General features: G+C 71.4%; 21 protein-coding genes. 9 read left to right on the top strand and 12 right to left on the bottom strand.

Going from position 1 to position 26,075, the window contains the following annotated elements:
* Positions 1 to 21 precede the first annotated feature (21 nt).
* From ACWCPW_RS19350 to ACWCPW_RS19335, 4 genes are all read right to left on the bottom strand, one after another.
* Positions 22 to 822, bottom strand: coding sequence for an ABC transporter permease (locus ACWCPW_RS19350; RefSeq protein WP_449762790.1), 801 nt, complete (start codon positions 820 to 822; stop codon positions 22 to 24).
* Positions 822 to 1,742: an ABC transporter permease gene (locus ACWCPW_RS19345; protein WP_449762872.1), complete on the bottom strand. Its 921-nt coding sequence runs from the start codon at positions 1,740 to 1,742 to the stop codon at positions 822 to 824. The genes ACWCPW_RS19350 and ACWCPW_RS19345 overlap by 1 nt, the downstream gene beginning before the upstream one ends.
* A gap of 14 nt (positions 1,743 to 1,756) precedes the next feature.
* Positions 1,757 to 2,908, bottom strand: coding sequence for an ABC transporter ATP-binding protein (locus ACWCPW_RS19340; protein WP_449762789.1), 1,152 nt, complete (start codon positions 2,906 to 2,908; stop codon positions 1,757 to 1,759).
* 94 nt (positions 2,909 to 3,002) lie between these two features.
* Positions 3,003 to 4,505, bottom strand: a complete 1,503-nt coding sequence (locus ACWCPW_RS19335) for a gamma-aminobutyraldehyde dehydrogenase (protein WP_449762788.1) — start codon at positions 4,503 to 4,505, stop codon at positions 3,003 to 3,005.
* 319 nt (positions 4,506 to 4,824) lie between these two features.
* Between ACWCPW_RS19335 and ACWCPW_RS19330 the strand changes: the two genes are divergently transcribed.
* Complete coding sequence (locus ACWCPW_RS19330; RefSeq protein WP_449762787.1) at positions 4,825 to 6,438, top strand: PucR family transcriptional regulator; 1,614 nt, start codon at positions 4,825 to 4,827, stop codon at positions 6,436 to 6,438.
* Positions 6,439 to 6,463: 25 nt separating this feature from the next.
* Here the strand turns inward: ACWCPW_RS19330 and ACWCPW_RS19325 are convergent, their stop codons facing one another.
* Positions 6,464 to 8,335, bottom strand: a complete 1,872-nt coding sequence (locus ACWCPW_RS19325) for a protein kinase domain-containing protein (protein WP_449762786.1) — start codon at positions 8,333 to 8,335, stop codon at positions 6,464 to 6,466.
* Between the two features lie 216 nt (positions 8,336 to 8,551).
* Between ACWCPW_RS19325 and ACWCPW_RS19320 the strand changes: the two genes are divergently transcribed.
* The gene (locus tag ACWCPW_RS19320) at positions 8,552 to 9,733 is read left to right on the top strand and encodes a hypothetical protein (protein ID WP_449762785.1); all 1,182 of its coding nucleotides are present in this window, start codon (positions 8,552 to 8,554) and stop codon (positions 9,731 to 9,733) included.
* A 131-nt stretch (positions 9,734 to 9,864) separates the two neighbouring features.
* Here ACWCPW_RS19320 and ACWCPW_RS19315 read toward each other — a convergent pair whose 3' ends face one another.
* Positions 9,865 to 11,097 (bottom strand): geranylgeranyl reductase family protein, encoded by a 1,233-nt coding sequence (locus ACWCPW_RS19315; RefSeq protein WP_449762784.1) that lies wholly within the window; start codon positions 11,095 to 11,097, stop codon positions 9,865 to 9,867.
* A 104-nt stretch (positions 11,098 to 11,201) separates the two neighbouring features.
* Between ACWCPW_RS19315 and ACWCPW_RS19310 the strand changes: the two genes are divergently transcribed.
* On the top strand, positions 11,202 to 12,401 hold the full coding sequence (locus ACWCPW_RS19310) for a cation:proton antiporter (RefSeq protein ID WP_449762783.1): 1,200 nt from the start codon (positions 11,202 to 11,204) through the stop codon (positions 12,399 to 12,401).
* Between the two features lie 69 nt (positions 12,402 to 12,470).
* Here ACWCPW_RS19310 and ACWCPW_RS19305 read toward each other — a convergent pair whose 3' ends face one another.
* A complete protein-coding gene (locus ACWCPW_RS19305; RefSeq protein WP_449762782.1) occupies positions 12,471 to 13,688 on the bottom strand; it encodes a polyamine ABC transporter substrate-binding protein in 1,218 nt (405 codons plus the stop codon).
* A 193-nt stretch (positions 13,689 to 13,881) separates the two neighbouring features.
* Positions 13,882 to 15,312 (bottom strand): gamma-aminobutyraldehyde dehydrogenase, encoded by a 1,431-nt coding sequence (locus ACWCPW_RS19300; RefSeq protein ID WP_449762781.1) that lies wholly within the window; start codon positions 15,310 to 15,312, stop codon positions 13,882 to 13,884.
* Positions 15,313 to 15,497: 185 nt separating this feature from the next.
* Here ACWCPW_RS19300 and ACWCPW_RS19295 point away from each other — a divergent pair, with 185 nt between their 5' ends.
* The 4 genes from ACWCPW_RS19295 (at position 15,498) to ACWCPW_RS19280 (ending at position 19,608) form a co-directional block, all read left to right on the top strand.
* The gene (locus ACWCPW_RS19295; RefSeq protein WP_449762780.1) at positions 15,498 to 15,989 is read left to right on the top strand and encodes an Lrp/AsnC family transcriptional regulator; all 492 of its coding nucleotides are present in this window, start codon (positions 15,498 to 15,500) and stop codon (positions 15,987 to 15,989) included.
* Positions 15,986 to 17,371 carry an aspartate aminotransferase family protein gene (locus tag ACWCPW_RS19290; protein WP_449762779.1) on the top strand — a complete coding sequence of 462 codons (1,386 nt, stop codon included), beginning with the start codon at positions 15,986 to 15,988 and terminating at the stop codon, positions 17,369 to 17,371. The genes ACWCPW_RS19295 and ACWCPW_RS19290 overlap by 4 nt, the downstream gene beginning before the upstream one ends.
* A gap of 192 nt (positions 17,372 to 17,563) precedes the next feature.
* The gene (locus tag ACWCPW_RS19285) at positions 17,564 to 18,232 is read left to right on the top strand and encodes a pyridoxamine 5'-phosphate oxidase family protein (RefSeq protein WP_449762778.1); all 669 of its coding nucleotides are present in this window, start codon (positions 17,564 to 17,566) and stop codon (positions 18,230 to 18,232) included.
* Positions 18,229 to 19,608 carry an NAD(P)/FAD-dependent oxidoreductase gene (locus tag ACWCPW_RS19280; RefSeq protein WP_449762777.1) on the top strand — a complete coding sequence of 460 codons (1,380 nt, stop codon included), beginning with the start codon at positions 18,229 to 18,231 and terminating at the stop codon, positions 19,606 to 19,608. Before ACWCPW_RS19285 ends, ACWCPW_RS19280 begins: the two co-directional genes overlap by 4 nt.
* Positions 19,609 to 19,635: 27 nt before the next feature.
* Here the strand turns inward: ACWCPW_RS19280 and ACWCPW_RS19275 are convergent, their stop codons facing one another.
* Positions 19,636 to 20,436 carry a tyrosine-protein phosphatase gene (locus ACWCPW_RS19275; RefSeq protein ID WP_449762776.1) on the bottom strand — a complete coding sequence of 267 codons (801 nt, stop codon included), beginning with the start codon at positions 20,434 to 20,436 and terminating at the stop codon, positions 19,636 to 19,638.
* A 178-nt stretch (positions 20,437 to 20,614) separates the two neighbouring features.
* Here ACWCPW_RS19275 and ACWCPW_RS19270 point away from each other — a divergent pair, with 178 nt between their 5' ends.
* Entirely contained in the window at positions 20,615 to 21,364 is a 750-nt protein-coding gene (locus tag ACWCPW_RS19270; protein ID WP_449762775.1) for an ABC transporter ATP-binding protein, read from the top strand.
* Between the two features lie 4 nt (positions 21,365 to 21,368).
* Positions 21,369 to 22,634, top strand: coding sequence for a hypothetical protein (locus ACWCPW_RS19265; RefSeq protein WP_449762774.1), 1,266 nt, complete (start codon positions 21,369 to 21,371; stop codon positions 22,632 to 22,634).
* 395 nt (positions 22,635 to 23,029) lie between these two features.
* On the opposite strand, the gene rlmN is transcribed toward ACWCPW_RS19265, so the two are convergent.
* From rlmN to frr, 3 genes are all read right to left on the bottom strand, one after another.
* Entirely contained in the window at positions 23,030 to 24,136 is a 1,107-nt protein-coding gene (gene rlmN, locus ACWCPW_RS19260) for a 23S rRNA (adenine(2503)-C(2))-methyltransferase RlmN (RefSeq protein ID WP_449762773.1), read from the bottom strand.
* 96 nt (positions 24,137 to 24,232) lie between these two features.
* Entirely contained in the window at positions 24,233 to 25,498 is a 1,266-nt protein-coding gene (locus tag ACWCPW_RS19255) for a phosphatidate cytidylyltransferase (RefSeq protein ID WP_449762772.1), read from the bottom strand.
* Positions 25,498 to 26,055 carry a ribosome recycling factor gene (gene frr / locus ACWCPW_RS19250; RefSeq protein ID WP_406296071.1) on the bottom strand — a complete coding sequence of 186 codons (558 nt, stop codon included), beginning with the start codon at positions 26,053 to 26,055 and terminating at the stop codon, positions 25,498 to 25,500. The genes ACWCPW_RS19255 and frr overlap by 1 nt, the downstream gene beginning before the upstream one ends.
* Positions 26,056 to 26,075 lie beyond the last annotated feature (20 nt).

Here is a 26,075-nt window from a genome sequence, read left to right as displayed (position 1 = left end):
GATCATCATGCAACGGACGAACTACGCCCGCTGTTTGGCCCGCCGCGACGCGCGGATCTGGCCGACCATCACGATCAGCACGGCGATCACGAACATCGCCGAGCCGATCACGTTGATCTGCGGCGGGGTGCCGCGCTGGGCGGCGCCGTAGACGAACATCGGGAAGGTGACCGTGTTGCCCGAGGTGAAGTTCGTGATCACGAAGTCGTCGAAGCTCAGCGCGAAGGCGAGCATCGCGCCCGCCCCGATGCCGGGCGCCGCGAGCGGCAGGGTCACCCGCAGGAACACCTGGGTGGGTGACGCGTACAGGTCCTGCGCGGCCTCTTCGAGCTTGGGGTCCATGCCCAGCACGCGGGCCTTGACCGCGACCACCACGAAGCTCAGGCAGAACATGATGTGCGCGATCAGGATGGTGACGAAGCCGGTGTTGATCCGCATGTTCAGGAACAGCGTGCCGAGCGAGGCGCCCATCACCACCTCGGGCATCGACATCGGCAGGAACAGCAGCGTGTTGATCGCGCCGCGGGCGCGGAACCGATAGCGGCCGAGCGCGAACGCGATCGCGGTGCCGAGCACGGTGGCCGCGATCGTGGACAACACCGCGATCTTCATGCTGACCGCGACCGAGTCGCAGATGCCCGCGACCCCGCACGGCTCCTGCCACGCGTCGAGCGTGAAGCCGTTCCAGGTGTAGTTGAAGCGCCCGTTCGGGTCGTTGAACGAGAACATCAGCACGACGATGTTGGGCAGCGTCATGTAGCCCAGCGCGAGCAGGCCGAACAGCACGATGACGTTGCGACGCAACCAGTTGACGACGGCCATCAGACCAGGTCCTCCGTCCCCGCCTTGCGGATGTACGCCGTCACCATGAGCACGATCAACAACATCAGGATGAACGACAGGGCGGCCGCGGTCGGGTAGTCCAGCACCCGCAGGAACTGGGTCTGGATCACGTTGCCCGCCATGCCGGTGTCGGGCGAGCCGAGCCACTGCGCGTTGACGTAGTCGCCGGACGCCGGGATGAAGGTGAGCAGCGTGCCGGAGACCACGCCCGGCAGCGACAGCGGGAAGGTCACCTTGACGAAGGTGGTCCGCGGCGACGCGTACAGGTCGCCGGCGGCCTCGTGCAGGCGCGGATCGATCCGCTCCAGGCACGCGTACAGCGGCAGCACCATGAACGGCAGGAAGTTGTAGGTCAGACCGCAGATCACCGCGAGCGGCGTGGCCAACACCCGGTCGTCCTGGGTGAGCCCGAGAAACGCCGTGACGTTGGTGAAGTGCAGCTTGTTGAGCACGTCCACGACGATCCCGTTGTCCGCGAGGATCGTCTTCCAGGCCAGCGTGCGGACCAGGAAGCTGGTGAAGAACGGCGCGATCACCAGCACCAGCCACATGCCGCGCCACCTGCCGGCCTTGAACGCGATCGCGTAGGCGAGCGGGTAGCCGATCACCAGGCACATCACGGTCGCCGCGGCCGCGTACCCGAACGAGCGCAGGAACTGCGGGTAGTACTGCTCGATCGCGTCCCAGTAGGTGGCCCAGTGCCAGGTGAGGTCGTAGCCCTTGCTCAGGTTGCCGGTCTGCAGCGAGGTCGAGCCCTGCACCACCATCGGAACGGCGAAGAACACCACCAGCCACAGCAGACCGGGCGCGAGCAGCGCGTACGGCACCCATCTGCCGCGCCGTCTCGGCTCCGTTGTCGCCTTGGGGGTCTCCGCACCCCCTGTCGTGCCCGTGCCCAGGGTGCCGAGCGCGCTCACGCGGCGTCCTCGCTCGCCTCGGCGACGCCCGCAGTCAGGTCGCCCGACTCCAGGCCGAAGCCGTGCCCCGGGTTCCAGTGCAGGATCACCGTCGCCCCGGGCACCACGCGCGGGTCGCGCTCCATGTTCTGCTCGAACACGGTGAACTCCTGGCCCCAAGGCATGCGCACGACGTACTGCGTGGAGACGCCGATGAACGCGGCGTCCACGATCACGCCGCCGTCGAGGCGGTTGCGGCCGTCCGCGACGGTGGCGTCCGCCGCGTAGGTGATGGTGATCTTCTCCGGACGGATGCCCATCACGAGCCGGTCGCCGTCGGCGGACGAACGGGCCTGCGGCAGCACCAGCCGGTTGCCCTGCGCGTCCAGCAGCAGATCGCCGTCGGCGCGCCCGGTCACCTTGGCCTCGATCAGGTTGGACTGGCCCAGGAAGTTGGCCACGAAGGTGGTGCGCGGCGCCTCGTACAGCTCGACCGGCGAGCCGAGTTGCTCTATTCGGCCGCCGTTCATCACGGCGATCGTGTCGGCCATCGTCATGGCCTCTTCCTGGTCGTGCGTCACGTGCACGAAGGTGATGCCCACGTCGGTCTGGATGCGCTTGAGTTCGAGCTGCATCTGCCGGCGCAGCTTGAGGTCGAGCGCGCCCAGCGGCTCGTCCAGGAGCAGCACCTGCGGCGTGTTGATCAGCGCCCGGGCCACCGCGACCCGCTGCTGCTGACCGCCGGAGAGCTGGGTGGGCTTGCGCTTGGCCAGGTGCCCGAGCTCGACCAGGTCGAGCATGTCCTTGACCGGGCCCGCGGTGTCCTTGATGCCGCGCCGCTTGAGACCGAAGCCGACGTTGTCGGCCACGTTCAGGTGCGGAAACAGCGCGTAGTTCTGGAACACCGTGTTGACGGGGCGCTTGTACGGCGGCAGCGCCGTGACGTCGCGGTCGCCGATGCTGACGCTGCCCGTCGAGGGCTGCTCCAGTCCGGCGATCATCCGCAGCGTCGTGGTCTTGCCGCAACCCGAGGCGCCGAGGAGGGCGAAGAACGATCCCGCCGGGATCGTCAGGTCCATGGGTCGGACGGCCGTGAAGTCGCCGTAGTGCTTGCTCAGACCCGCCAGGGAGACGTCGCCGGAGTCGCCGGCCCGCTGCTGCTCAGTCATGATTCCTCTCGCCGCATCGCGGGCCGGGGCCCGTCCGCCGGCCGCAAGGGCGGTCGAGGGCTCGCGCTCTCGACCGCCCGCTCGATGGGGGTGGTCAACGATCTCCGAAGATCGTCCGGTGCCAGTCCTTGCGGGCGATCCCCGTGCCGTCGTACATGACGTGCTTGACCTGGGTGTACTCGTCGAAGGAGTACTGCGACATGTCCTTGCCGAAGCCGGACGCCTTGTAGCCGCCGTGCGGCATGTCGCTGATGATCGGGATGTGGTCGTTGACCCACACGCAGCCGGCCTGGATCTCCCGGGTCGCGCGCAGCGAGCGGAAGATGTCCCGCGTCCACGCGGAGGCGGCGAGGCCGTACGGGGTGTCGTTGGCGAGTCGGATGCCCTCCTCGTCGCTGTCGAACGGCAGCACGACCAGGACCGGGCCGAAGATCTCGTCCTGCACGATCTCGCTGTCCTGGGCCACGTCGGTGACCAGCGTCGGACGATAGAAGGCGCCCTTGGCCAGCTCGCCGCCGGGGATCTCGCCGCCGGTCACGATGGTCGCGCCGTAGCCGCGGGCGCGCTCGACGAAGCCGGCCACCGACTCCTGCTGGCGGCGCGAGACGAGCGGGCCGAGGTCGGTCGAGGGGTCCATCGTGTCGCCGAGCCGCACACCCTCGTACAGCTCCGCGACGCCCGCGACGAACGCGTCGTAGAGCGGGCGCTGCACGTAGGCGCGGGTCGCGGCGGTGCAGTCCTGGCCGGAGTTGATCAGCGACGCGGCGACCGCGCCGTTGATCGCGGCGTCGAGGTCGGCGTCGTCGAAGACCACGAACGGGGCCTTGCCGCCGAGTTCCAGGTGCAGCCGCTTGACGGTCTGCAGCGCGACCTCGCCGACCCGCTTGCCGACGCCGGTGGAGCCGGTGAAGGAGATCATCGACACGTCGGCGTGGCCCATCAGGTATTCGCCGACGGTGCGGCCCTTGCCGGTGATCACGTTGACCACGCCGTCGGGGATGCCCGCGTCGGAACACGCCCGCGCGAACATCAGCGAGGTCAGCGGGGTGATCTCGGCGGGCTTGAGCACGATGGTGTTGCCCGCGGCGATCGCCGGGAGGATCTTCCAGGCGGCCATCTGGAGCGGGTAGTTCCACGGCGCGATCGAGCCGACCACGCCGATCGCCTCGCGGCGCACCATCGACGTGGAGCCGGCCGAGTACTCCCCGGCCGCCTTGCCCTCCAGGTTGCGCGCCGCGCCCGCGAAGAACGCGGTGTTGTCGATCGTGCCCGGCACGTCGAACTCGGTGCTGAGCCGGATCGGCTTGCCCGCCTGCGCGCTCTCGACGCGGGCGAAGTCCTCGGCACGCTCCTCCAGCAGCACCGACAGCCGGTTCAGCGCGGTCGCCCGCTCGCCCGGGGTGGCCCGCGACCACTGCGGGAAGGCGCCCTTGGCGGCGGCTACCGCCGCGTCCACGTCCGAGGGGTCCGCCAGCGTGAGGGTCTCGACCGTCTCGCCGGTCGCCGGGTTCGTGACGTCGAAGGTCTCTCCGGACGAGCCCTGCCGCAGTTGTCCCCCGACGTACTGATGACCTTTGCCGAAGTCCTGCACAGGCATGGGAGCCCTCCAAGGGGGTTTTCGATGAGCCGACGGGCGCCGCGGGTGGCGGTTGTGCGCGTGAGCCGCGTCAGCGTAGGACGATGCCGTTTCGACACGGGGTGCCGCAACAGGCACATCGACAGGTACGAAGACGTGGGCTTTACAGGTCGTGAATCGTCGCGATCGACCACGGGGCCGACGGTCGAACCGCTCGACGACCTGTCACCATGGAAGTGTCGCCCGCCGAGCCGTTTACAGATTGCTCGCCGATTCCCGCTTCCCTCGGGAACCAACCGCCGTCGCGGTCGGGCCGAAGTCAGCTCGCGGAGGTTTTCGAATGTTCCCCACGGTCGCCGACGTACTGGCCCTCGACATCGTCCGGCGCGGCCGCCCGCAGGTGGTCGCGGGTGAACGCGGCCTGGCCCGGCCGGTGCGCTGGGTGCACATCAGCGAACTGCCGGATGTGACCCGGCTGCTCAAGGGTGGCGAGCTGGTGATGGCCACCGGCATCGCGCTCCCCGAGGAGCGCGAGGGCCTGCAACGCTACATCCGCGATCTCGCCGACGTGGACGCGGCCGGTCTCGTGGTCGAGCTGGGCCGGCGCTACACCGACCAGTTGCCGCGCGCGCTGGTCGCCGCGGCCGAGCAGGTCGGCCTCCCGGTGATCACGCTGCGCAACGAGACCCGGTTCATCGGCATCACCGAGGCCGTGCACGGGCTGATCATCGACGCCCAGCTCGCCGAGCTCCAGGCGTCCGAGGCGGTGCACCAGGCGTTCAACGAGCTCGCCGTCGAGGGCGCCGAACCCGCCGAGATCGTCCGGCAGGCGTCCCGGATGGCCGGGCGCCCGGTGATCCTGGAGAACCTCGCCCACCAGGTGCTCGCCTACGACGCGCCCGGGGTGGTCGCCGAAACCCTCCTGGAGAACTGGGAGGACCGCTCGCGGCAACTGCGCATGTCCACCCGGACCACCTTCGACGAACGCACCGGGTGGCTGGTGACCACGGTCGGCGCGCGCGGCCACGACTGGGGCCGACTGGTGCTGGTCGGCGACGGCACGCCGCCGCCCGCGCAGCAGACCATGCTGCTGGAGCGGGCCGCCTCCACCCTCGCGCTGAACCGCCTGGTGGTGCGCGACCGGGAGAGCCTGGAGCGACAGACCCACCGCACGCTGCTGTCCGGCATCCTGACCCACTCCTACACGGTGGCCGAGGTGACCCTGCGGGCCCGCGCGCTCGGTGTGCCGCTGGAGGGGCGGCGGCTGGTCGGCGTGGTGCTGCGGCTGCGGCGCAGTGTGACCCCGGCCGCGCTGGAATCGCAGGCCCGGCTGCGCGACTTCACCGAGATCGCCGCCGCGGCGGTCCGCGAGCGCCGGCTGGCGGCGCTGGTCGGCGGCCTGGACGACGACAACGTCGGGCTGCTGGTCGCGCTCGCGTCGCAGGACACCGAGGACGGCGCGCTGGAGGGCTTCTCCGCGGCGATCCGCCGGCTCGCCCCGGACCTCGCGGACGACATCGTGGTCGCGGTCGGCTCCTCGGTGGGCGCGGTGCGCGACGCGCGACGCTCGCTCCTGGAGGCCACCCAGGTCGCGGACGCCGCACTGCACCAGGGCGGCAAGGCCGCCTTCTACCGGCTGCCCGACGTACGGCTGCGCGGACTGCTGCACCTGCTGCGCGACGACGCGCGGTTGCAGACCTACGTCGAGCGCGAACTCGGACCGCTGCTCGCCTACGACGCCCAGCAGGGCACCCAGTTGATCGCGATGCTCCAGGTCTATCTGGAGCACGGCCGGAACAAGTCCGCGGCGGCCGACGCCGCGCACCTGTCCCGGCCCTCCTTCTACGAGCGGCTGCACCGGATCGAACGGGTCCTGGGCGTCGACCTGGACCAGGTGGAGAGCTGCCTGTCGCTGCACGTGGCGCTGCTGGGCCTGGAGGCGCTGCGCCGGTGAGCGCGGCGCCGGTCGGGATCGGCGCTCAGGCTCCGGGGCGGGCACCCGCGAGGGTGAAGTCGGTCACCGCGAGCGCGTGCAGTGCCGCGTCGCGCGTCCACGACTGCTCGGTGCCGAAAACGTCGACCTCGATGTAGATGCCATTGACGATCACCGCGGCCAACATCGCGTGCCGGGAAATACCGGACTCGGTCCAGGTGTATTCCCAGACCACGCCCTTGGCACCGTGAATGGCGCGTTCCTCGAAGACCACTTTCCGATAGTCGCGAAAAACCTTGGGCGCGTTCTGTTCGTCGTCGCGCCACTGCTCCAACAAATCCGCGGTCTGTTGGAACGCGGTACGCCCGGTCAACACGCTCGCGCCGGCCGGGTCGGAGTAGATCACGCTCTGGTTCTGCTCCTTTCGGTTCCAGCCCTGCGGGACCTGCCACGCGAAGGTGTTCTCGTCCGCCTCGCGCACCGGGATCGGCGCGGCTCCCGGAGGCGCGCCCGGGTACGGCGCCAGGCCCGCGACCGGGTTCGTCGGGGGCCGACCGTTGGTCCCGGAGGCGGTCGACGGGCCCGCGCTGCCGCCCGTGTCGCCCTTGTCCGCCCCGCCACCGCCGTCGGCGAGCAGCAACGCCGCGACGATGGCACCGGCCACGAGGAGCGTGACGACGGGCATCAGCACGGCCAGGAAGCGGCGGCGCGAGCGGGGTGGTCGGCGGGTGCGGCCGGTCAGCGGGAAGGTCGGCGAGTGGGCTCCGCCGGGCGGCGTGCTCGGCCGCTGCCCCGGCGGCGGCGCGGCGGGCACGCGCGGGAACGGGTCGAGCGGGGTGCCGTCGTCGGGGGCGATCCGGGCGGGCGGGACCAGGTCGCGCAGCGGTGCTTGCGGATGCGTGGTCGGCACCAGCGTCGCGTCGTCGTCCGCCTCGACCGGGGCGCGCTCGGTCGCGCCGTACTCGACCGGCCCGCGCTCGATCGGACCCCGCTCGACCGGTCCGCGATCCAGCGGCCCGCGATCGAGCGCCAGGCCGAGTGCGGTGGGCGGGATCGGCCGGGTCGACTCGCCCGCGTGCCGGCGCCCCTCGGCGGCGAGCAGCGCGCTCAGCCTGGCCTCCACCTCCGCCGAGTCCGGGCGCTGGGCCGGGTCGCGCCGGAACAGGTCGCGGACGAGCGGTCCCAGCGGACCTATCTCCTCGGGCACCTCGGGCTCGGCGATCACGATCGCGTGCATCGTGGCCACCGGCGTGGAGCGCCGGAACGGCGACGCGCCGGTGACCGCCGCGCACAGCGTGACGCCCAGCGACCACAGGTCGGACGCGGGTCCGGGGTGTTCGCTCTCGATCCGCTCGGGCGCCATGAACTCGGGCGAGCCCAGGATCGCGCCGGTCCCGGTCAGCCCGCTGACCCCCTCCAGCGCGGCGATGCCGAAGTCGGTGAGCACGGCGTGGCCGTCCCGCTCGAGGAGCACGTTGCCCGGCTTGACGTCGCGGTGGATGACGCCGTGCGCGTGCACGACGCCGAGCGCGCGGGCGATCTGCACGGCCATCGCCGCGGCGGCGTGCGGGGTGAGCGGCCCGTCCTCCTCCAGGATCGCGTCCAGCGAGCGGGCGTCGAGCAGTTCCATCACGATCCACAACCGGTCGTCGTCCTCGACGTAGTCGTAGACCCGCACCACGTTGGGGTGATTGATCCGCGCGGTCGCCTGCGCCTCGCGCAGGCTGCGTTCCCGAAAGGACCGGGACGCGCTGCGCCCCCACCCGGTGGTGATCACCTTCGCCGCCACCGGCCGGTCGAGCAGGCGGTCCCGGGCCCGCCACACGGTGCCCATGCCGCCGCTGCCGAGCACGCTCACCAGCTCGTACCGGGCTCCGACCACGAAGCCCGCCCAACCGTCTCCAGGCCCGCCCGGCATCGGCTTTCCCCCAGGTCCCGCCGCTTCTCAAGATCAGACCATTGCCGCTTTCGTGGGATTACCTCGGAAAGGCCCTGCGAAAGCTTAGGACGGACATGGTAGAACGAATCGTCACACATAGCGGGAGGGGGATACCGCATGTTCACTCCGAAAAAACTTCGATCAGAAAACGTCAAGCGCGCGGCCTTGATAATTTCCGTTCCGGTCGGAATAGGAATGATTCTGAACGCCGGCCTGGCCGTCGCGGATACCGAGGGGAACGCTCCCGTCCGGCAGTCCGACTCCGGACACACCCGGACCCACAGCCCGACCGGCGAGGTCACCAGCAAACCGCCGACCGGCACGAAGCCCCCGGCCACGACACCGCCGGCGAGCACACACCGGCCGACCACCGGGCCGCCCACGACGAAGCCGCCGGGCAGCAGCCGGCCGCCCACCACGACACCACCCACCACGACGCCGCCCACGACGAAGCCGCCCACCACGACACCGCCCACCACGACACCACCGACCACGAAGCCGCCGACCACGGCGCCCACCGCGGCGTTCAAAGTCGACACCGCCCGACAGATCACCTTCGACGCGAACGGGCGGGCGACGATCTGGTTCACCGTCGGCAACGACACCGACAAGGCGCAACCGGCCCGGGACGTGTACGTGTACAGCACGGGGCAGTTGAAGATCCGCTCGGTGGCCGGGTGTTCGCCCGCGCCCGCGCTGAGCGATCCGGGCCCGCAATGGGTGAGTTCGATCAAGTGCGCGCTGGGACCCATGCAGCCGCACGAGACCAGGCGCTGGTCCGCGTCGGTGGAATACCCGCCGGCCGTGGCCCGGTCGCCGCGCGCCGCGCGCGCGGAGGTCCGCCTCCCGCTCGCCGCGGAGGCCGACATCTCCACGTTCTGCGTACTGGTGGTCCCCGCGGGCGCCACGGACACATCGGTGGTCCTGGGCCGGGCCGGACCGTTGACCCTGGTCGACCGGGCCGACAACAACGACCCGTCGTTCATCGGCTACACCGTCGAATCGGCCATCCCCAGCGTCCCCGGCGGCAACACCGGAGGCGGCACGACGGGCGGTGGGAGTACCGGAGGCGGAAGCACCGGAGGCGGTACGACGGGCGGCGGCACGACCGGTGGCGGCACGACCGGTGGCGGAACCACCGGTGGCGGAACCACCGGTGGCGGAACCACCGGTGGTGCGAGCACGGGTGGAACCACCGGCGGCACCGAACAGCCCCCGCCGCCGAGCACCCTGCCCAAGACCGGTCCCGGCGACGACACCGTGTCACTGGCCGGCGGCGCGCTCGGCCTGATGCTGGTGGGCAACGCGCTGTTCCAGGGCGCGCGCCTGCGCCGGGTCCGTTCCGCCGAGGGCGAGGACGAGGCGGACCGGGACTGATCGCACCCGAGCACCTCCGGCGCGCGCCCGCCCCGGACCGTGCGCTCGGCCGAGCGTGAACCCGGCCGAGCGGGCGCGCGGCGAACCGGGCGGCCCCGGCCCCGTACCCGACGGGCCGGGGCCGCCCGACGTCAGTGGCCGGTCAGCGCCAGCACCCGTCGCGCGGCGGGCCGCTCCAGCAGATCGGCGAACGTGGCCCGCCCCTGCACCACCTTGCGGAACACCCGCCAGCCCTGCGGCAGCGTGGTCACCGCGTGGTGCAACATCCCGGGATGCCGCTCGAACACGCCGAGCAGGAGCCGCCCGGCACGCATCTCGCGGCCCAGCACGGCGTCGATGTCCGCGTGGTACTCGGCACCGATCTTCTCCACCTCGGCGTCGCCGGCCACCGCGGCCATCAGCGCGGCCCGCTCCCCCGCCAGCCGGCCCGAGCGCAGCGCGTACGAGATGCCCTCGCGCGTCCACGGCTCCAGCAGCCCGGCGGCGTCCCCGGCGACCAGCACCCGCCCGCGCGAAAGCGGCGCGCTCTCCTTGCGACACCGGGTCAGGTGGCCCGACTCGACGGCCGGCCGGAACCCGGCCAACCCGAGCCGGCCGACGAAGTCGCGCAGGTAGGCGCGGGTGGCCTCACCCTCGCCCCGGGCGCAGATCACGCCCACGGTCAAGGTGTCCCCCTTGGGGAAGACCCACCCGTACGAGCCCGGCAGCGGGCCCCAGTCGAGCAGGATCCGGCCGCGCCAGTGCGCGGCGACCTCCGGCGGCACCGGGATCTCCGCCTCCAGGCCCAGATCGACCTGCTCGAAGGTGACCCCGACGTAGGCCGAGCTGCGCCCGGCGCTGCCGTCCGCACCGACCACCGCGTGCGCCCGCAGCACCTCGCCGCCGGCCAGGGTCAGCGTCACCCGGCCGTCCCGCTCGGCGATCCGGGAGACCGCGACGCCCTCGCGCAGGACCGCGCCCTCGGCCACCGCCGCCCGGGTCAGCGCCTCGTCGAAGCGGGCCCGGTCGACCAGGCCGATCAGCGTGGTCCGGGCCGAGCGCACCCGCCGGCGGCGCCCGCGCAGGGTGAACTCGACCTCGTGCACCAGGTCCTCGACCGGCGGCTCGAACCCCGGCGGGAGGGAGTTCTTCGAGGGGCCGATGATGCCGCCGCCGCAGGTCTTGTAGCGCGGCAGTTCGGCCCGGTCCACGATCAGCGTCCGTCGGCCCGCGCGGGCCGCGGCCAGCGCCGCCGACGCCCCGGCGGGACCCGCTCCGATCACCACGACATCCCAGCTCACAGGCTCGGCACCGGGGTCGGTGCTGGGGTCGGCGGGCAGTTCGACGGCGGGCACGGAGGCGGCCTCGGGGGAGCTGCTAGTCATGGATATCGACCCTAGTGCGTCCGTCCGGGCGGCTCTCGACGGGATGTCGGCGGGGGCCGGCGCGTCTGCCCGAATCATCCATGGACGCGAACTATGCTCCGCCGGTGTCCGCCGACAGCGCGTCCTTCCTGATCGTTCTGGCCCTGGCCTTCGTCGCGCCGCTGACGGCGGACCTGCTCCGCCGGCGGGTCCCGGTACCCACGGTCGTGCTGGAGTTGCTGTTCGGGGTCCTGGTGGGGCCGTCGGTGCTGGACTGGGTGCACGAGACGACCGTGTTGGCCTTCACGGCCGACTTCGGGCTCGCGTTCCTGATGTTCCTGGCCGGCTTCGAGGTCGATCCGGCCCGGCTCAGCGGCCGACCGCTGCGGCGGGCCACGTGGGCCTGGGCACTGTCCCTGGTGGTCGGCCTGCTGCTCGGCCTGTTGCTGGTGCGGTCGGGCTCGGCCACCACGCGCCTGGTGGTCGGACTCGCGCTGACCACCACCGCGCTGGGCACGCTGCTGCCGATCCTGCGCGACGCGGGCGCGCTGCCGACCCGGTTCGGCACGCAGGTGATGGCGATCGGCACGCTGGGCGAGTTCGGCCCGATCGTGGCCGTCTCGCTGCTCCTGAGCGGGCGCAACGCGGGCGCCTCGGCGGTCGCGCTGTCGTGCTTCGCGGCGTTGACCGTGGTCGCGTTCGCGTTCGCGCGCCGTCCGCTGCCCGGCCCGCTGGACCGGGTGGTCCGGGCGACGCTGCACTCCAGCGGCCAACTCGCCATCCGGCTGTCGGTGCTCGTGCTCGCGCTGCTGGTCTGGGCCGCGGACGAACTCGGCCTGGACGCCCTGCTCGGCGCGTTCGCCGCCGGTCTGGTCATCCGGCTGCTGCTGTCGGACATTCCCGCGGCATCGCGCGAGACGGTCGCGGGCAAGCTGGACGCGATCGGCTTCGGGCTGTTCGTCCCGGTGTTCTTCGTGATCAGCGGCGTGCGCTTCGACGGCCGCGCGCTGTTCGCGGACCTCGCCACGATCGCCATGCTGCCGATGTTCCTGGCGCTGTTGCTGGTGGTGCGCGGCGTGCCGACGTACCTCATGGAGCGCGGCTCACCCGCGGCCGTACGCGTGGGCCTGGCCCTGTTCGCCTCGGCCGGCCTGCCGCTGATCGTGGTCATCACCGGCATCGGCGTGGAGGAGGGCCGACTGGGCGCGGGCACCGCCGCCGCGATGGTCGGCGCCGGGATGATCTCCGTGCTGGTGTTCCCGCTGCTCGGGATGCGCGCCTGGCGCGGCGCCGTCGCCGCCGACCCGGCCCTCGCCGAGCACTGACCCCGCGGCCCACCGGCAGCCGGGTCACAGGCCGCCGGGTCACACGCCGCCGGGTCACACGCCGCCGGGTCACAGGCCGATGATGTTCCCCCACGCCTTCTCCCAGCGCCGTTCCTCGTCCTCGGTGGTCTCCCGCATGCCGTGCAGCTTCGCGGTCATCTCGGCGTCCGGGAAGATCAGCGGGTTGCTCGCCGACTCGCGCATCTCCTGGTCCGAGGACTCGGCCAGCACCTGCTGCGCGGCCGGCACGGGACACACGTACGCCACGTAGTTCGCCAGCTCGGCGGCGACCTCCGGGTCGTAGTAGAAGTCCATCAGCTTCTCGGCGTTGGTCTTGTGCGCGGCCTTGTTCGGCACCATCAGGTTCTCCGACCACAGCTCGGCGCCCTCCTCGGGCACCACGAACTCGATGTCGGGGTTGTCCAATTGGAGCTGGCCGACGTCGCCGGAGTACGCCTGGCAGGCCAGGATGTCGCCGCTGGCCAGACCCGAGGTGTAGTCGTTGCCGGTGAAGCTGCGGATGTGGTCCTTGTCCACCAGCTTCTGCATCCGCTCCATCACCTTGTCCACGTCCGCGTCGGTGAAGGTCTCGATGTCCGCGCCCTCACCCAGCATCAGCAGCGCGACGGCCTCCATGAAGCCCGCGAACACGGTGACCCGGCCCTTGAGTTCGGGCCGCCACAGGTCGTTCACCGAGCGAATCTCGCGGTCCACCAGCTTCTTGTTGTACGCGATGCCGGTCATCCCGCTCTGCCACGGCACGGTGTACTCGCGCCTGGGGTCGTAGCCCGGGCTGCGCAGCGATTCGGCGAGGTTGGCGTCCACCTGCGGCAGGTTGGCCTTGTTCAGCTTCTGCACCCAGCCGAGCCGGACGAAGCGGGTGCACATCCAGTCCGAGATGACGATCGCGTCGCGCCCCGGCTCCTTGCCCGCCTGGATGGCCGGGTGGATCTTGCCGAAGAACTCGTCGTTGTCGTTGATCTCCTCCGAGTAGCGGACCTTGATCCCGGTCTTCTCGGTGAAGGCGTCGAGCGTGGGGTGCCTCTGCTCGTCGTTCTCGTCGATGTCGATGTACAGGGCCCAGTTGGAGAAGCGCACCACCTTCTCCTGCTCCGACCGGTCCCGGCCGGCGCGCTTGCTCTCCTGGACGTACGCGGACGGCACGCCGCACGCGGCCAGGGTGCCGACGGCCGCGGCCGCGCCGGCGCCGCGCAGGAACATCCGCCGGTCCACCCGGTGACCGGCGATCCGCAGCGGGGACTGGGCGCGAGTGCGGGCGCGGGTCATCGGCGACTCCTTGGCGAATGCGGGGGTGGGACCTGCTCCGTGGGCGGGGGACCGCGCTGTGCGTACAGATGGCCCACCGCATCGTGGCGGTGACCCGCCCCCGACGGCAACACGCACCCTGTCAACCCTCGCGGAGCGGAGTTGACAGGGTGCGCGTCGGATGTCGCCGTGCCGCTCGCGCGGCGGGGTCGGATCAGGCGTCGTAGTTGGTCATCACGTGCTTGACCCGGGTGTAGTCCTCGAAGCCGTAGCCGGAGAGGTCCTTGCCGTAGCCGGAGTGCTTGAAGCCGCCGTGCGGCATCTCGGCGACCAGCGGGATGTGCGTGTTGATCCACACGCAGCCGAAGTCGAGCCGCTTGGCCATCCGCATCGCCCGGCTGTGGTCCTTGGTCCACACCGAGGACGCGAGCGCGTACTGCACGCCGTTGGCGTTGCTCAGCGCCTCGGCCTCGTCCTCGAACGACTGGACCGTGATGACCGGGCCGAACACCTCGTTCTGGATGATCTCGTCGTCCTGCTTCAGCCCGGAGACCACGGTCGGGGCGTAGAAGAAGCCCTTGTCGCCGACCCGGTGCCCGCCGGCCTCGACCTTCGCGTGCCCGGGAAGGCGCTCGATGAAGCCGCTGACCTGCCCGAGCTGGTTGACGTTGTTGACCGGGCCGAAGTCCGCGTCGTCCTGCGGACCGGTGGAGGTGGCGTTCGCGGCGGCGGCCAGCGCGGCGGTGAACTCCTCGCGGATCGAGGCGTGCACGAGCACCCGGGTCGCGGCGGTGCAGTCCTGGCCGGCGTTGAAGAAGCCGGCGCCGGCGATGCCCTCGGCCGCGGCGGCGATGTCGGCGTCCTCGAAGACCACGACGGGCGCCTTGCCGCCGAGTTCGAGGTGCACCCGCTTGAGGTCCTTGGACGCGCTCTCGGCGACCGCCATGCCGGCCCGTACCGAGCCGGTGATCGAGGCCATCGCCGGGGTCTTGTGCTCGACCATCAGCCGACCGGTATCGCGGTCGCCGCAGATCACGTTGAACACGCCGGCGGGCAGGATCTCGCCGATGATCTCGGCGAGCAGCACGGTGGAGGCGGGCGTGGTGTCGGACGGCTTGAGCACCACGGTGTTGCCCGCGGCCAGGGCCGGCGCGAACTTCCACACGGCCATCATCATCGGGTAGTTCCACGGCGCCACCTGGGCGCAGACACCGACCGGCTCACGCCGCACCATGGAGGTGTGCCCTGCCATGTACTCGCCGGCCGACTTGCCCTCGAGCATGCGCGCGGCGCCCGCGAAGAAGCGGATCTGGTCCACCATCGGCGGGATTTCCTCGGACGCGGTGAGCGCGCGGGGCTTGCCGGTGTTGCGACACTCGGCGTCGATCAACTCGTCCGCGCGCTTCTCGACCGCGTCGGCGATCCTGAGCAGCGCGAGCTGCCGCTCGGCGGGCGTGGTCTCGCTCCAGGTCTCGAACGCCGTGGCCGCCGCGCGCATCGCGGCGTCCACGTCCCGCTCCCGGGAGAGCGGGGACGTCGCGTAGACCTCGCCCGTGGCGGGGTCGACGATGTCGAGCGTGCCGCCGTCCGCGGCGTCGGTGAACGTGCCGTCGATGTAGTTGCGCAGAGTACGCAGGTCGCTCATGTCCCAAGTCTCCTTCGAAAACGGGGCGGCGCCGGCAGGACGGCGAGGGGGTCGATCCCGACCTGGGCCGCGATCCCAGCCTAACCGGATTGCTGTCGGTATCCGCATCCCCATCCCGCACCAACAACTGAATCAGTTGTCTCGTTGATCAAAGTCAACGGATTCCCTTGCGAAAGGCCCATCTGATGAGGCAGAGTGACTACGTGGCCGGTCGAGACAAAAACCCGAACGCTCCGGCCGACGCCGTGTCGAAGGCGATCATCGAGCAGCTCCAGGAGGACGGACGCCGCTCGTATGCCGCGATCGGCAAGGCGGTCGGTCTCTCGGAGGCCGCCGTGCGTCAACGCGTACAGCGCCTGCTCGACCAAGGCGTGATGCAGATCGTCGCGGTGACGGATCCGCTGACCGTCGGCTTCCATCGCCAGGCCATGGTCGGGGTTCGCGTCGAAGGGGACATCGAACCCGTAGCGGACATACTGGCCACGATGAAAGAAGTGGACTACGTCGTCATCACGGCTGGTTCGTTCGACCTCATCGTGGAACTCGTATGCGAGAACGACGACCACCTGCTCGACATCATCAACAAGAGGATTCGAGCGATTCCGGGCGTACGGAGCACCGAGAGCTTCGTCTACCTGAAGCTTCGGAAGCAGACCTACCAGTGGGGTACTCGATGACACAGCAGTACGACAACGCGGCACTCTCCAAGAGCGCCTACGACCACCTGTGGATGCACTTCACCCGCATGTCGTCGTACGAGAACGCTCCCGTGCCGACCATCGTGCGCGGTGAAGGCAGCTACATCTGGGACACCAACGGGCGCAAGTACATCGACGGCCTCGCCGGCCTGTTCGTCGTACAGGCCGGTCACGGCCGCACCGAGCTGGCCGAGGTGGCCCGCAAGCAGGCCGAGCAGCTCGCCTTCTTCCCGGTGTGGAGCTACGCCCACCCCAAGGCGATCGAACTCGCCGAGCGCCTGGCGAACCACGCCCCGGGCGACCTGAACAAGGTCTTCTTCACCACCGGTGGCGGCGAGGCCGTCGAGTCCGCGTGGAAGCTGGCGAAGCACTACTTCAAGCTGACCGGCAAGCCGACCAAGCACAAGGTCATCTCGCGGGCCATCGCCTACCACGGCACCCCGCAGGGCGCGCTGTCGATCACCGGTCTGCCGGACTACAAGGCGCCGTACGAGCCGCTGGTGCCGAGCACCTTCCGGGTGCCGAACACCAACCAGTACCGCAAGCCGGAGTTCCTGGCCGACTCCTCGCCCGAGGGCTTCGGCCGCTGGGCCGCCGACCAGATCGAGGTGGCGATCCTCAACGAGGGCCCCGACACCGTCGCCGCGGTCTTCCTGGAGCCGGTGCAGAACGCCGGCGGCTGCTTCCCGCCGCCGCCCGGGTACTTCCAGCGCGTGCGCGAGATCTGCGACCAGTACGACGTGCTGCTCGTCTCGGACGAGGTCATCTGCGCGTTCGGCCGGCTCGGCACGATGTTCGCGTGCGACAAGTTCGACTACATCCCCGACATCATCACCTGCGCCAAGGGCATGACCTCGGGCTACTCGCCGATCGGCGCGATGATCGTCTCGGACCGCCTCGCCGAGCCGTTCTACAACGGCAGCGACAACGTCTTCATGCACGGCTACACGTTCGGCGGGCACCCGGTGTCCTCCGCCGTGGCGCTGGCCAACCTCGACATCTTCGAGCGCGAGGGCCTGAACCAGCACGTGCTGGACAACGAGTCCAAGTTCCTGGCCACGCTGCAGAAGCTCCAGGACCTGCCAATCGTCGGCGACGTGCGCGGCAACGGGTACTTCTACGGCATCGAGATGGTCAAGGACAAGGCCACCAAGGAGACGTTCAACGAGGACGAGGCCGAGCGCCTGCTCCGCGGCTTCCTGTCCACCGCGCTCTACGACAACGGCCTGTACTGCCGCGCCGACGACCGCGGCGACCCGGTCATCCAGCTCTCCCCGCCGCTGACCGCGGACCAGGGTGTGTTCGACGAGATCGAGCAGATCCTGCGCGGAGTGCTCACCGAGGCCTGGACCAAGCTGTAGATCGAGCAGTAGACCCCGGCTATTCGACGAACCCTCAGTGAGTCTGCCGCCGTCGCGCACACGCCAGTGCGCGCCGGCGGCAGACTCATATCCGGAATGAAATCCGCCGAAGAGCCGAGAAATACCGACAACCACGACATCGACCCGCCCGCGCCCCGACCCGCGCCGCGCTCGGATCACCGAAGAGGCCCGATGAGCCACCCCACTCCCGACTCCACCCTCGGCTCCACCGCCCGCACTCGCATACGCCGACTGCCCGACCACGCCGTCCGGGAACGGGCCGCGCTGCACGCCGTGCTCGACGCCGGCCTGGTCGGCCACCTGGCGATCACCGGCGAGGACGGCCAGCCGTTCGTGCTCCCGGTCGCCTACGCCCGGGACGGCGAGCGGGTACTGATCCACGGCTCCACCGGCAGCCGGCTCTTCCGCGGCCTGGCCGCGGGCGCCCCGACCTGCCTGACCGTGACCCTGCTCGACGGACTGGTGCTGGCCCGCTCGGCGTTCGAGTCGTCCATGCACTACCGCAGCGCGATGGTGCTCGGCTCGTGCGCCGTGCTGCCCGAGGACGAGAAGGCCGCCGCGCTGGACCTGCTCACCGACCGGCTGCTGCCCGGACGCCGCGACGAACTGCGCCCGCACCGGGCCAAGGAGTTGGCCGCGACCCTGGTGCTCGCGCTGTCCCTGGACGAGGCCTCGGTGAAGATCTCGGCCGGGCCGCCGGACGACGACGACGAGGATCTGGACGCCCCGATCTGGGCGGGCGTGGTGCCGATCGCCGAGCACTTCGGCGAGCCGGTGCCCGCCCCCGATCTGCGCTTCGACCTGCCCGCGCCGGACTACCTGAGGAAGTGGCAGCGATGACCGCCGACTACCGCGAACTGTCGCTGTGGTTCGACACCCTCGACGAGGAGATCACCCCGCGTCCCGCGCTCACCGGCGACCTGGACGTGGACGTGGCGATCGTCGGCGCCGGCTACACCGGCCTGTGGACCGCCTACTACCTGGCCAAGGCCGACCCGACGCTGCGCGTCGTGGTCCTGGAGCGGGAGATCGCCGGCTTCGGCGCCTCCGGCCGCAACGGCGGCTGGTGCTCGGCGCTGTTCCCCGCGTCGATCGCGAAGGTGGCCCGGAGCAGCACCCGCGAGCGGGCCATCGCCCAGCAGCGGGCGATGAACGCGACCGTGGACGAGGTCGGCCGGGTGCTCGCCGAGGAGGGCATCGACTGCGACTTCGCCAAGGGCGGCACCGTCGTGCTGGCCCGCACCCCGGTGCAACTGGCCCGGGCCCGCGACCTGGTCGCGGACGAACACGCGTGGGGCTTCGACGACACCGACGCCCGGCTGCTGGACGCCGATCAGGCGCGCGCGATGGTCGGCGCCACCGACGTGCTCGGCGGCACCTACACCCCGCACTGCGCGGTGATCCACCCCGCCAAGCTGGCCCGCGGCCTGGCCGCCGCGGTGGACCGGCTGGGCGTGAGCATCCACGAGCACACCCCGGTCACCGCGATCGAGGACGGCGCGGCGGTCACCCCGCACGGCCGGGTCCGCGCCGACGTCGTGGTCCGGGCCACCGAGGGCTACACGCCCGAGTTGGCCGGCTTCCACCGCGACCTGGCTCCCGTGTACTCGCTGATGGTCGCCACCGAGCCGCTGCCCGAGTCGTTCTGGGCCGAGGTGGGCCTGGCCCGCCGGGAGAGCTTCAGCGACATGCGGCACCTGATCATCTACGGGCAGCGCACCGCCGACGACCGGCTCGCCTTCGGCGGGCGCGGCGCCCCCTACCACTTCGGCTCCAGGGTGCGGCCCGAGTTCGACCGCGACGACAAGGTCTTCGCCGAACTGCGTCGGGTGATCACCGAGCTCTTCCCGGCGGCGGCCGACGCGCGGATCACCCACTCGTGGGGCGGACCGCTCGGCGTGGCCCGCGACTGGTACGCGAGCTGCGGCCTGGACCGCGCCCGCGGGCTCGCCTGGGCCGGCGGCTACGTCGGCGACGGCGTGGGCACCGCGAACCTCGCGGGCCGCACCCTCGCCGACCTGATCCGCGACGAGTACACCGAACTGACCCGACTGCCCTGGGTCCGCCACCGCTCGCCCAAGTGGGAGCCCGAACCGTTCCGCTGGATCGGCACCAACGTCGGCCTGCGGGTGATGGCCGGCGCGGACGCCGAGGAGCGGCGCACCGGGAAGGAGTCCCGGCTCGCGCACGCGTTCGGCCGGTTCCTGGGCCACTGAGTCGCCCGGGGGCGGGGATCGACCGGGTCACCGCCCCCGGATGACGCGGCGCCAGGCCTCCAGGTGCTCCGCCGCCGCACCCGCCTTGAGCAGGAAGTCCGCCGCCGAACCGTGCCGCTCGGCGAGCACCCGCAGGAACGTGTCGATGGACGCCCGGGCCGCGCCGCGCATCGCCGGCGCGACCGGGTGCGCCGGATCGATCCGGGGCTGCCGGGGCAGCCGGTCGATTCGCTCGAACATCTCCACCAGGTGCGTCTCGGTCTCGGTGTAGTCGGCGATGATCGCCTCCCGCTCCACCCCCGCGACCGACAGCAGCAGCGCGACCAGGATCCCGGTCCGGTCCTTGCCCGCCGTACAGTGCACCAGCGCCGGCACCCCGCCGTCCCCGGCCAGGATCTCCAGCGAGCGCACGTAGGACTCGCCGCCTCGCTCGGCCATCCGCATATAGAGCAGGCCCGCGCCGTACTCGTCCACGTTCCCCAGGTCGATGTCGTCGTCCAGCCCCAGGCCCTGGGTCTGTCCGGCCGAGACGTCGCCGACCGCGGCCCGGTCCGCGGCCAGCGCCGAGCGGCGGCCCAGCAGCGGCAGCCGGTGCCGGATCACCCCCGGCCACTGCGCCGGCGGCAGTCCCTCGCCGTCCGAACGCAGGTCCAGGACGTGCCGAACGCCGTAGGTGTGGATGAGCCGGTCGACTCCCTCGGGCGTCAGCAGATCCGGGGTCTCACACCGCATCAGTACGCCCGTTCGAGTGACTCCCCCGTCGATCAGCGGTAGGTCGCCGACGTCGCGGGCATTGAGCAGATCTGGAAGATCGAGTCGGCGGTTCATGTGCACCCCGTTCGGAACGCGTTCGATACACCTGTTCGCCTCATCATGGTGCGCGCGAACTCCCGCCGCCGGCAGGGATCCCCGAGTGAGGGGTTTCTCGCCCCTGCCGCAACCCGGCGCCACGACACTCGTTGGAGGAGACGGGTGGCAACGAACGTTTCTCTGCGGGAGGTGTGCCATGTCCCTGTCGTCCCGCGCGGCGAGACCGCATGAACGGCGCGTCGTCCCCGAGACCGCGAGCTCCCCACCCGACAACGACGTGCTGCGCTGTCGCGGACTGACCCTCACCCAGGGTCCGGTCACCCTGTTGCGGGACGTCTCCGCGGCGGTGCGCGCCGACGAGACGTTCGCGATCACCGGGCCCGCCGGCGCCGGCAAGTCGGCACTGCTCGCCTGCCTGTCCGGCGTGGTCGCCCCCGATTCCGGCGAGGTCTGGTTCAACAGCGGCCCGATGCACGTGCTCGACGAGAAGGGCCGGACGGCGCTGCGCCGTCGGCACTTCGGGCTGGTGGACGGGCGCACCCGGCTGCTCCCGGAGCTGACCGTCGCGGAGAACGTCGCGCTGCCGCTGCTGCTGGACCGGGTCCGCCGGGCCGAGGCGTTCGCCGTCGCCCGGCACTGGATGGAGCGGCTGGACGTGACCGAGCACGCCGAATCCCGGCCGGCCGGCCTGGGCGGCGCACTGGCGCGCCGCGCGGCGGTGGCCCGCGCGCTGGTCACCCGGCCGGCCGTGGTGTTCGCCGACGAGCCGGCGCACGGCCTGCTCGGCGCCGAGCTCGACCATCTGATGCGCATCCTGGTCTCCGCCGTGCGCTCGCACGGGATCACCCTGGTGCTGGCCACCGCCGACCCCCGGGTCTCGGCGCACGCGGACCACTGTCTGGCCCTGCGCGAAGGCCGCCCGGACCCGCACGCGGACGGGTGGTAGAGCGATGTCCGGGGCCGACCCGAGCCCACTGCGCGAGGCGTTGCGCGACGCGTCCCGGGTCGACGCCGCACGCGTGCTGGCCGGCGCCGCGGTGGCGGGTACGGCCACCACCGTCCTGTTGAGCCTGCTGGCGTGGGCGCGACCGGCCGGGCGTCCCGGGCCGGCCCTGATCGGTCCGGTGCTCGCCGCGGTGCCGGTGCTGGCCGCGGTGGCCGTGCTGACCGCGGTCGCCAACCGGCTGGCCGACCTGTACCGGATCGACCGGGCCGGCCGCGCGCTGCCGGTGCGGATGCCGGCCGATCGCGGCCGGGGCCTGGTCGCGTCCGAAGCGGCCACCACCGCCCTGGCCGGCACGATCGCCGGTGTGCAGGCGCACCTGGTGTCGCGCTCGTTGCTGGGTTCGGCGCCGCCCGGGATCCGCCATCTGCTCGCGATCGGCGCCACCGTGCCCTGGAGGGCCTCGGCCACGCTGCTCGTCGCGGTACCCGCGATCGCGGGTCTCGCCGCCGTGTTCGCGACGCGCCGACCCACGACCCGGTCGTTGCCGCTCGTTCCGCCCTACGTCGGGCCGCTGCTGGTGCTGGCCGGGCTGCTCGGGCAGTACCTGATCGCCGACCCGGGTCGGCCGGAGCGGTTGGCGCACGGCACGCTGCAGGCCGCCGCGCTCGGCTACGGCGCGGTGCTGGTGGGCGCGGCGCTCACCCTGCCGTGGCTGGTCACCTGGCTCGGAGCGGGCTGGGCCGCCCGGGCCAAGCGGGTGTGGACGTTGTGCGCGGCCCGCCGGATCGAGGCGAGCGCGCGCGGCCTGGCACTGCCCCTGGGGCTGACCACGATCGCCCTGGCGGTGGTCACCACCAGCCGACTCGCGGGCGACCACACCCCGGTGCGGATGGCCGACGCCCCGCTGTTCCTGACCGTCGCGGCCGTGTCGCTGTGCGCCGCCGCGATGTTGTTCACCGTGGTCGTGGAATACGGCTCCGCGCGCCGGGAGACCTCGCGCACGCTGCGTTCGATCGGCGCCGGCACCCGGATCGATCGCCGTGCGGCGCTGGTCGCCCTCACGGTGCCGGTGCTGGTGTGTGTACTGACCTCGGTCGCGATCGGCGCGCTGACCGCATGGCCCGCGCGGGGAGACGCGAACCCGTTTCCGACGGTGTCCACGCGCGCCGCGACACTGGGCACCGCGTGGGCGGTCGGCCTGCTGGCGACCGCGCTGATCGCGGCGGCGGTGGTGATCGTGCGGGGCGATCGGCCCAGTCGTCGGGCCTGAGGCGGACTCGGGAAGTGCCCGAATCCGGGCCCGGGCCGCATCACCGGGAAACCGCCCCGGACAAGGGAAAACACTTCGAGCCCGGCGCGGCGTCCCCTTCCGCGACGGGCTCGAAGTGCTTATCGTCTCGGGGGCCACGCGACCCCGAGCCGTGCGCCGGATCGTGTCCCTTCGACCGGCGGCTTGGGCGTGCCGCCGTCGGATCATTCGAACGGGGGGATCAAAGGATCCGACGGCTTGGCACTGGGATCAGTCTGCCCTGGGGCGCCTAAGGATCCGATAAGGATTCGTTACCCGTTCTATATCGCCGCGCCGCGCGCCCGTGACCTGCCCCGGATGTCCGAATATCGACCGAAGCCGCCCCCGCGCCCCCGGGACGGGGCGTGCCTTTGGGCCTAGACCTCGGCGGCCGCGAGCTGACCGCACGCGCCGTCGATGTCGCGACCGCGGGTGTCCCGGACGGTGACCGGCACGCCGTGCTTGGTCAGCAGGCGAACGAACTCCTCCTGGCGTTCGGCCGTCGACGCGGTCCACTTCGACCCCGGCGTGGGGTTGAGCGGGATCAGGTTGACGTGCGCGTTGTGGTTCTTGAGCCGGCGCCCGAGCAGGTCGGCCCGCCAGCCGTGGTCGTTGATGTCCTTGATCAGCGCGTACTCGATGGACACCCGTCGACCGGTGACGCCCTCGTAGTGCCACGCGGCGTCCAGCACCTCGCGCACGTCCCAGCGCGTGTTGACCGGCACGAGGGTGTTGCGCAGGTCGTCGTCCGGCGCGTGCAGGGACAGCGCGAGGGTCACCGGGACGCGCTCGTCGGCGAGCTTGTACATCGCCGGGACCAGGCCGACCGTCGACATGGTCACCGAGCGGGCGGAGACGCCCAGCCCGTCGGGGCTCGGGTCGGTCAGTCGGCGGACCGCGCCGACCACGGCCTTGTAGTTGGCGAGCGGCTCGCCCATGCCCATGAAGACGATGTTGCTGACCCGGCCCGGGCCGCCGGGCACCTCGCCGCGGGCGAGCGCCCGCGCGCCGGCGAGCACCTGCTCGACGATCTCGCCGGTGGACAGGTTGCGGGTCAGACCGGCCTGGCCGGTGGCGCAGAACGGGCAGTTCATCCCGCAACCCGCCTGCGAGGACACGCACATGGTGACCCGGTCGGGGTAGCGCATCAGGACGGCCTCGACGAGCGTGCCGTCGAAGAGCTTCCACAGCGACTTGCGGGTCGCCCCGTCGTCGCACGAGATGTCCCGCACGGAGGTCATCAGCTCGGGCAGCAACGCCGCGGCGAGCTTGGCCCGCGACGCCGCGGGCATGTCGGTCCACTGCTCGGGGTCGTTTGAGAGGTGACCGAAGTAGTGCTTGGACAGTTGAGCCGCGCGAAACGGCTTCTCCCCCAGCTCGGCGACGGCCTCGCGGCGCTCGGTGGGGGTGAGGTCGGCAAGGTGGCGCGGCGGCTTCGAACGACGCGGCGGCGCGGTGAAGGTGAGTTCTCCTGGTTTGGGCATGGCTCGTCCAGTGTCGCAGGTGTACGGGCGGGGCCGGTTCGGCCCCGCTCTCGTGCACACGCGGCCTGTCCGGTTTCTTGCCGGATCAGGTCCGGGTCATACGAATACGGCGAGCAGCAGCCACACCACGGGAGCCGCGGCGAGCAGCGAGTCGAGTCGGTCCATCACGCCACCGTGACCGGGCAGCACACTGCCCATGTCCTTGACCTTCAGGTCCCGCTTGATCATCGATTCGGCCAGGTCCCCGAGCGCGGACACGGCGGCCGCGGCGACGCCCACCACGGCGCCCTGCCACCACGCGCCGTCGAGCATGGTCGTCACGCAGACCGCGCCCGCGACGGCGGCCAGGAACACCCCGCCGGCGAAGCCTTCCCAGCTCTTGCCGGGACTGATCCTGGGCGCCATCTTGTGCGGGCCGCCGGAGGTCACCCCGGCCGCGTAGGCACCCGTGTCCGCGCAGACGACCAGGATGATGAAGGTCAACACCCGCTGCGCGCCGTCGTCGTCGGCGAGCATCAGGACCGCGAACCCGGCCAGGAACGGCAGGTAGAAGACGGTGAACACGCCGGCGGTCATGTCCCGGAGGAAGTCCTCGGGCCCCTCGGTCATCCGCCAGATCATCACCGCGACGGCGGTCAGCGCGGTGGCGATCGCGAGCCCTTCCGCACCGCGCGCGTAGCCGGCGACGAGCATCGCCGCCGAGCCGACCGCGAGCGGTACCACCGGGATCCGGATGCCGCGCCCGACGGTGGCGCCCTGCGCGGTCCGACCGGACGCGTCGGCGACCGCCTCGGCGCGACCGAACGCGCCCGCCAGCTCCCACAGTCCCACCAGCACGGCAAGCAGCACGACGCCGACGAACAGCACCGGCAGGGTGAGCAGCGAGGCGATGATGATCCCGCCCAGCCCGGCACCGACTCCGATCGCCTGCGGCAGGTTCCGGCCGGCCTTGCCGACGGGTTTCGCGGGTGGCTCCTCGGTCACCGAGAGCCCCTCACGCCCGGGCTCGATCCCAGCCGCGTCCGTCCGGGCGCCCTCGTCGCGAAACGCGGAACCCGAGCGCGGCTCCGGTTCGTCGCCCGGGTCGTGACCCGCGATCGGTGACAGCACCTGCGTGTGGTCATCCTGTGTCTGTACCCCGACGCCGGCGGGAAAGTGCTGCTGCGCACGAGTGGCGCCATCCCCATAGCCGCCGGACCGGGCCGCGTCGTAGTGGGCCGCGTCCTGAACCGTCGGGGCGTCCGGGACCTGCTCCGGCCACGCGCCGTACGACCCGTACGGGTCGTGGCCGGGCGGCAGATCGGGGTGCGCTCCCGCGGGCGGATCGGCCGGCGGCGTACCGCCCCAGGTCGAGTCGTTCATCAGACTTCGAGCAGCTCGGCTTCCTTGTGCTTGAGCAACTCGTCGATCTGCGCGACGTACTTGTGGGTCGTGTCGTCGAGTTCCTTCTCGGCGCGACGCACCTCGTCCTCGCCGCTCTCGCCGTCCTTGACCAGCTTGTCGAGCGTTTCCTTCGCCTTGCGGCGGATCGCCCGCAACGAGATCTTCGCGTCCTCGCCCTTGCTCCGCGCCAGCTTGATGAACTCCTTGCGGCGTTCCTCGGTGAGCTGCGGGAAGACGACGCGGATGAGCTTGCCGTCGTCGGTCGGGTTGACCCCGAGGTCGGAGTCCCGGATCGCCTTGACGATCGCGTTGGTCGAACCGCGGTCGAACGGGGTCACGATGACCATGCGCGGCTCGGGCGTGGTGAACGACGCGAGCTGGTTCACCGGCGTGGGCGAGCCGTAGTAGTCCACGAGGATCTTGTTGAACATCGCCGGGGTGGCCCGGCCCGTGCGGATCGCCGCGAAGTCGTCCTTGGCGACCACGACGGCCTTCTCCATCTTTTCCTCGGCTTCGAGGAGAATCTCGTCGATCATGTCGGCTCCTGTCCCGGTCC

This window comes from Embleya sp. NPDC001921, from assembly GCF_053594475.1.
Note: the sequence above shows the minus strand (reverse complement) of the source record. Positions and strands in the feature narration are given on the sequence as shown.

Bases quoted from the DNA above. Each gene is read 5' to 3' on its own strand.
- ACWCPW_RS19315 (WP_449762784.1), bottom strand. From the start codon at position 11,097: ATGACTAGCAGCTCCCCCGAGGCCGCCTCCGTGCCCGCCGTCGAACTG.
- ACWCPW_RS19270 (WP_449762775.1), top strand. From the start codon at position 20,615: ATGTCCCTGTCGTCCCGCGCGGCGAGACCGCATGAACGGCGCGTCGTC.
- rlmN (WP_449762773.1), bottom strand. From the start codon at position 24,136: ATGCCCAAACCAGGAGAACTCACCTTCACCGCGCCGCCGCGTCGTTCG.
- ACWCPW_RS19265 (WP_449762774.1), top strand. From the start codon at position 21,369: ATGTCCGGGGCCGACCCGAGCCCACTGCGCGAGGCGTTGCGCGACGCG.
- ACWCPW_RS19290 (WP_449762779.1), top strand. From the start codon at position 15,986: ATGACACAGCAGTACGACAACGCGGCACTCTCCAAGAGCGCCTACGAC.
- ACWCPW_RS19330 (WP_449762787.1), top strand. From the start codon at position 4,825: ATGTTCCCCACGGTCGCCGACGTACTGGCCCTCGACATCGTCCGGCGC.
- ACWCPW_RS19275 (WP_449762776.1), bottom strand. From the start codon at position 20,436: ATGAACCGCCGACTCGATCTTCCAGATCTGCTCAATGCCCGCGACGTC.
- ACWCPW_RS19305 (WP_449762782.1), bottom strand. From the start codon at position 13,688: ATGACCCGCGCCCGCACTCGCGCCCAGTCCCCGCTGCGGATCGCCGGT.
- ACWCPW_RS19300 (WP_449762781.1), bottom strand. From the start codon at position 15,312: ATGAGCGACCTGCGTACTCTGCGCAACTACATCGACGGCACGTTCACC.
- ACWCPW_RS19285 (WP_449762778.1), top strand. From the start codon at position 17,564: ATGAGCCACCCCACTCCCGACTCCACCCTCGGCTCCACCGCCCGCACT.
- ACWCPW_RS19255 (WP_449762772.1), bottom strand. From the start codon at position 25,498: ATGAACGACTCGACCTGGGGCGGTACGCCGCCGGCCGATCCGCCCGCG.
- frr (WP_406296071.1), bottom strand. From the start codon at position 26,055: ATGATCGACGAGATTCTCCTCGAAGCCGAGGAAAAGATGGAGAAGGCC.
- ACWCPW_RS19320 (WP_449762785.1), top strand. From the start codon at position 8,552: ATGATTCTGAACGCCGGCCTGGCCGTCGCGGATACCGAGGGGAACGCT.
- ACWCPW_RS19340 (WP_449762789.1), bottom strand. From the start codon at position 2,908: ATGACTGAGCAGCAGCGGGCCGGCGACTCCGGCGACGTCTCCCTGGCG.
- ACWCPW_RS19280 (WP_449762777.1), top strand. From the start codon at position 18,229: ATGACCGCCGACTACCGCGAACTGTCGCTGTGGTTCGACACCCTCGAC.
- ACWCPW_RS19350 (WP_449762790.1), bottom strand. From the start codon at position 822: ATGGCCGTCGTCAACTGGTTGCGTCGCAACGTCATCGTGCTGTTCGGC.
- ACWCPW_RS19295 (WP_449762780.1), top strand. From the start codon at position 15,498: ATGAGGCAGAGTGACTACGTGGCCGGTCGAGACAAAAACCCGAACGCT.
- ACWCPW_RS19335 (WP_449762788.1), bottom strand. From the start codon at position 4,505: ATGCCTGTGCAGGACTTCGGCAAAGGTCATCAGTACGTCGGGGGACAA.
- ACWCPW_RS19325 (WP_449762786.1), bottom strand. From the start codon at position 8,335: ATGCCGGGCGGGCCTGGAGACGGTTGGGCGGGCTTCGTGGTCGGAGCC.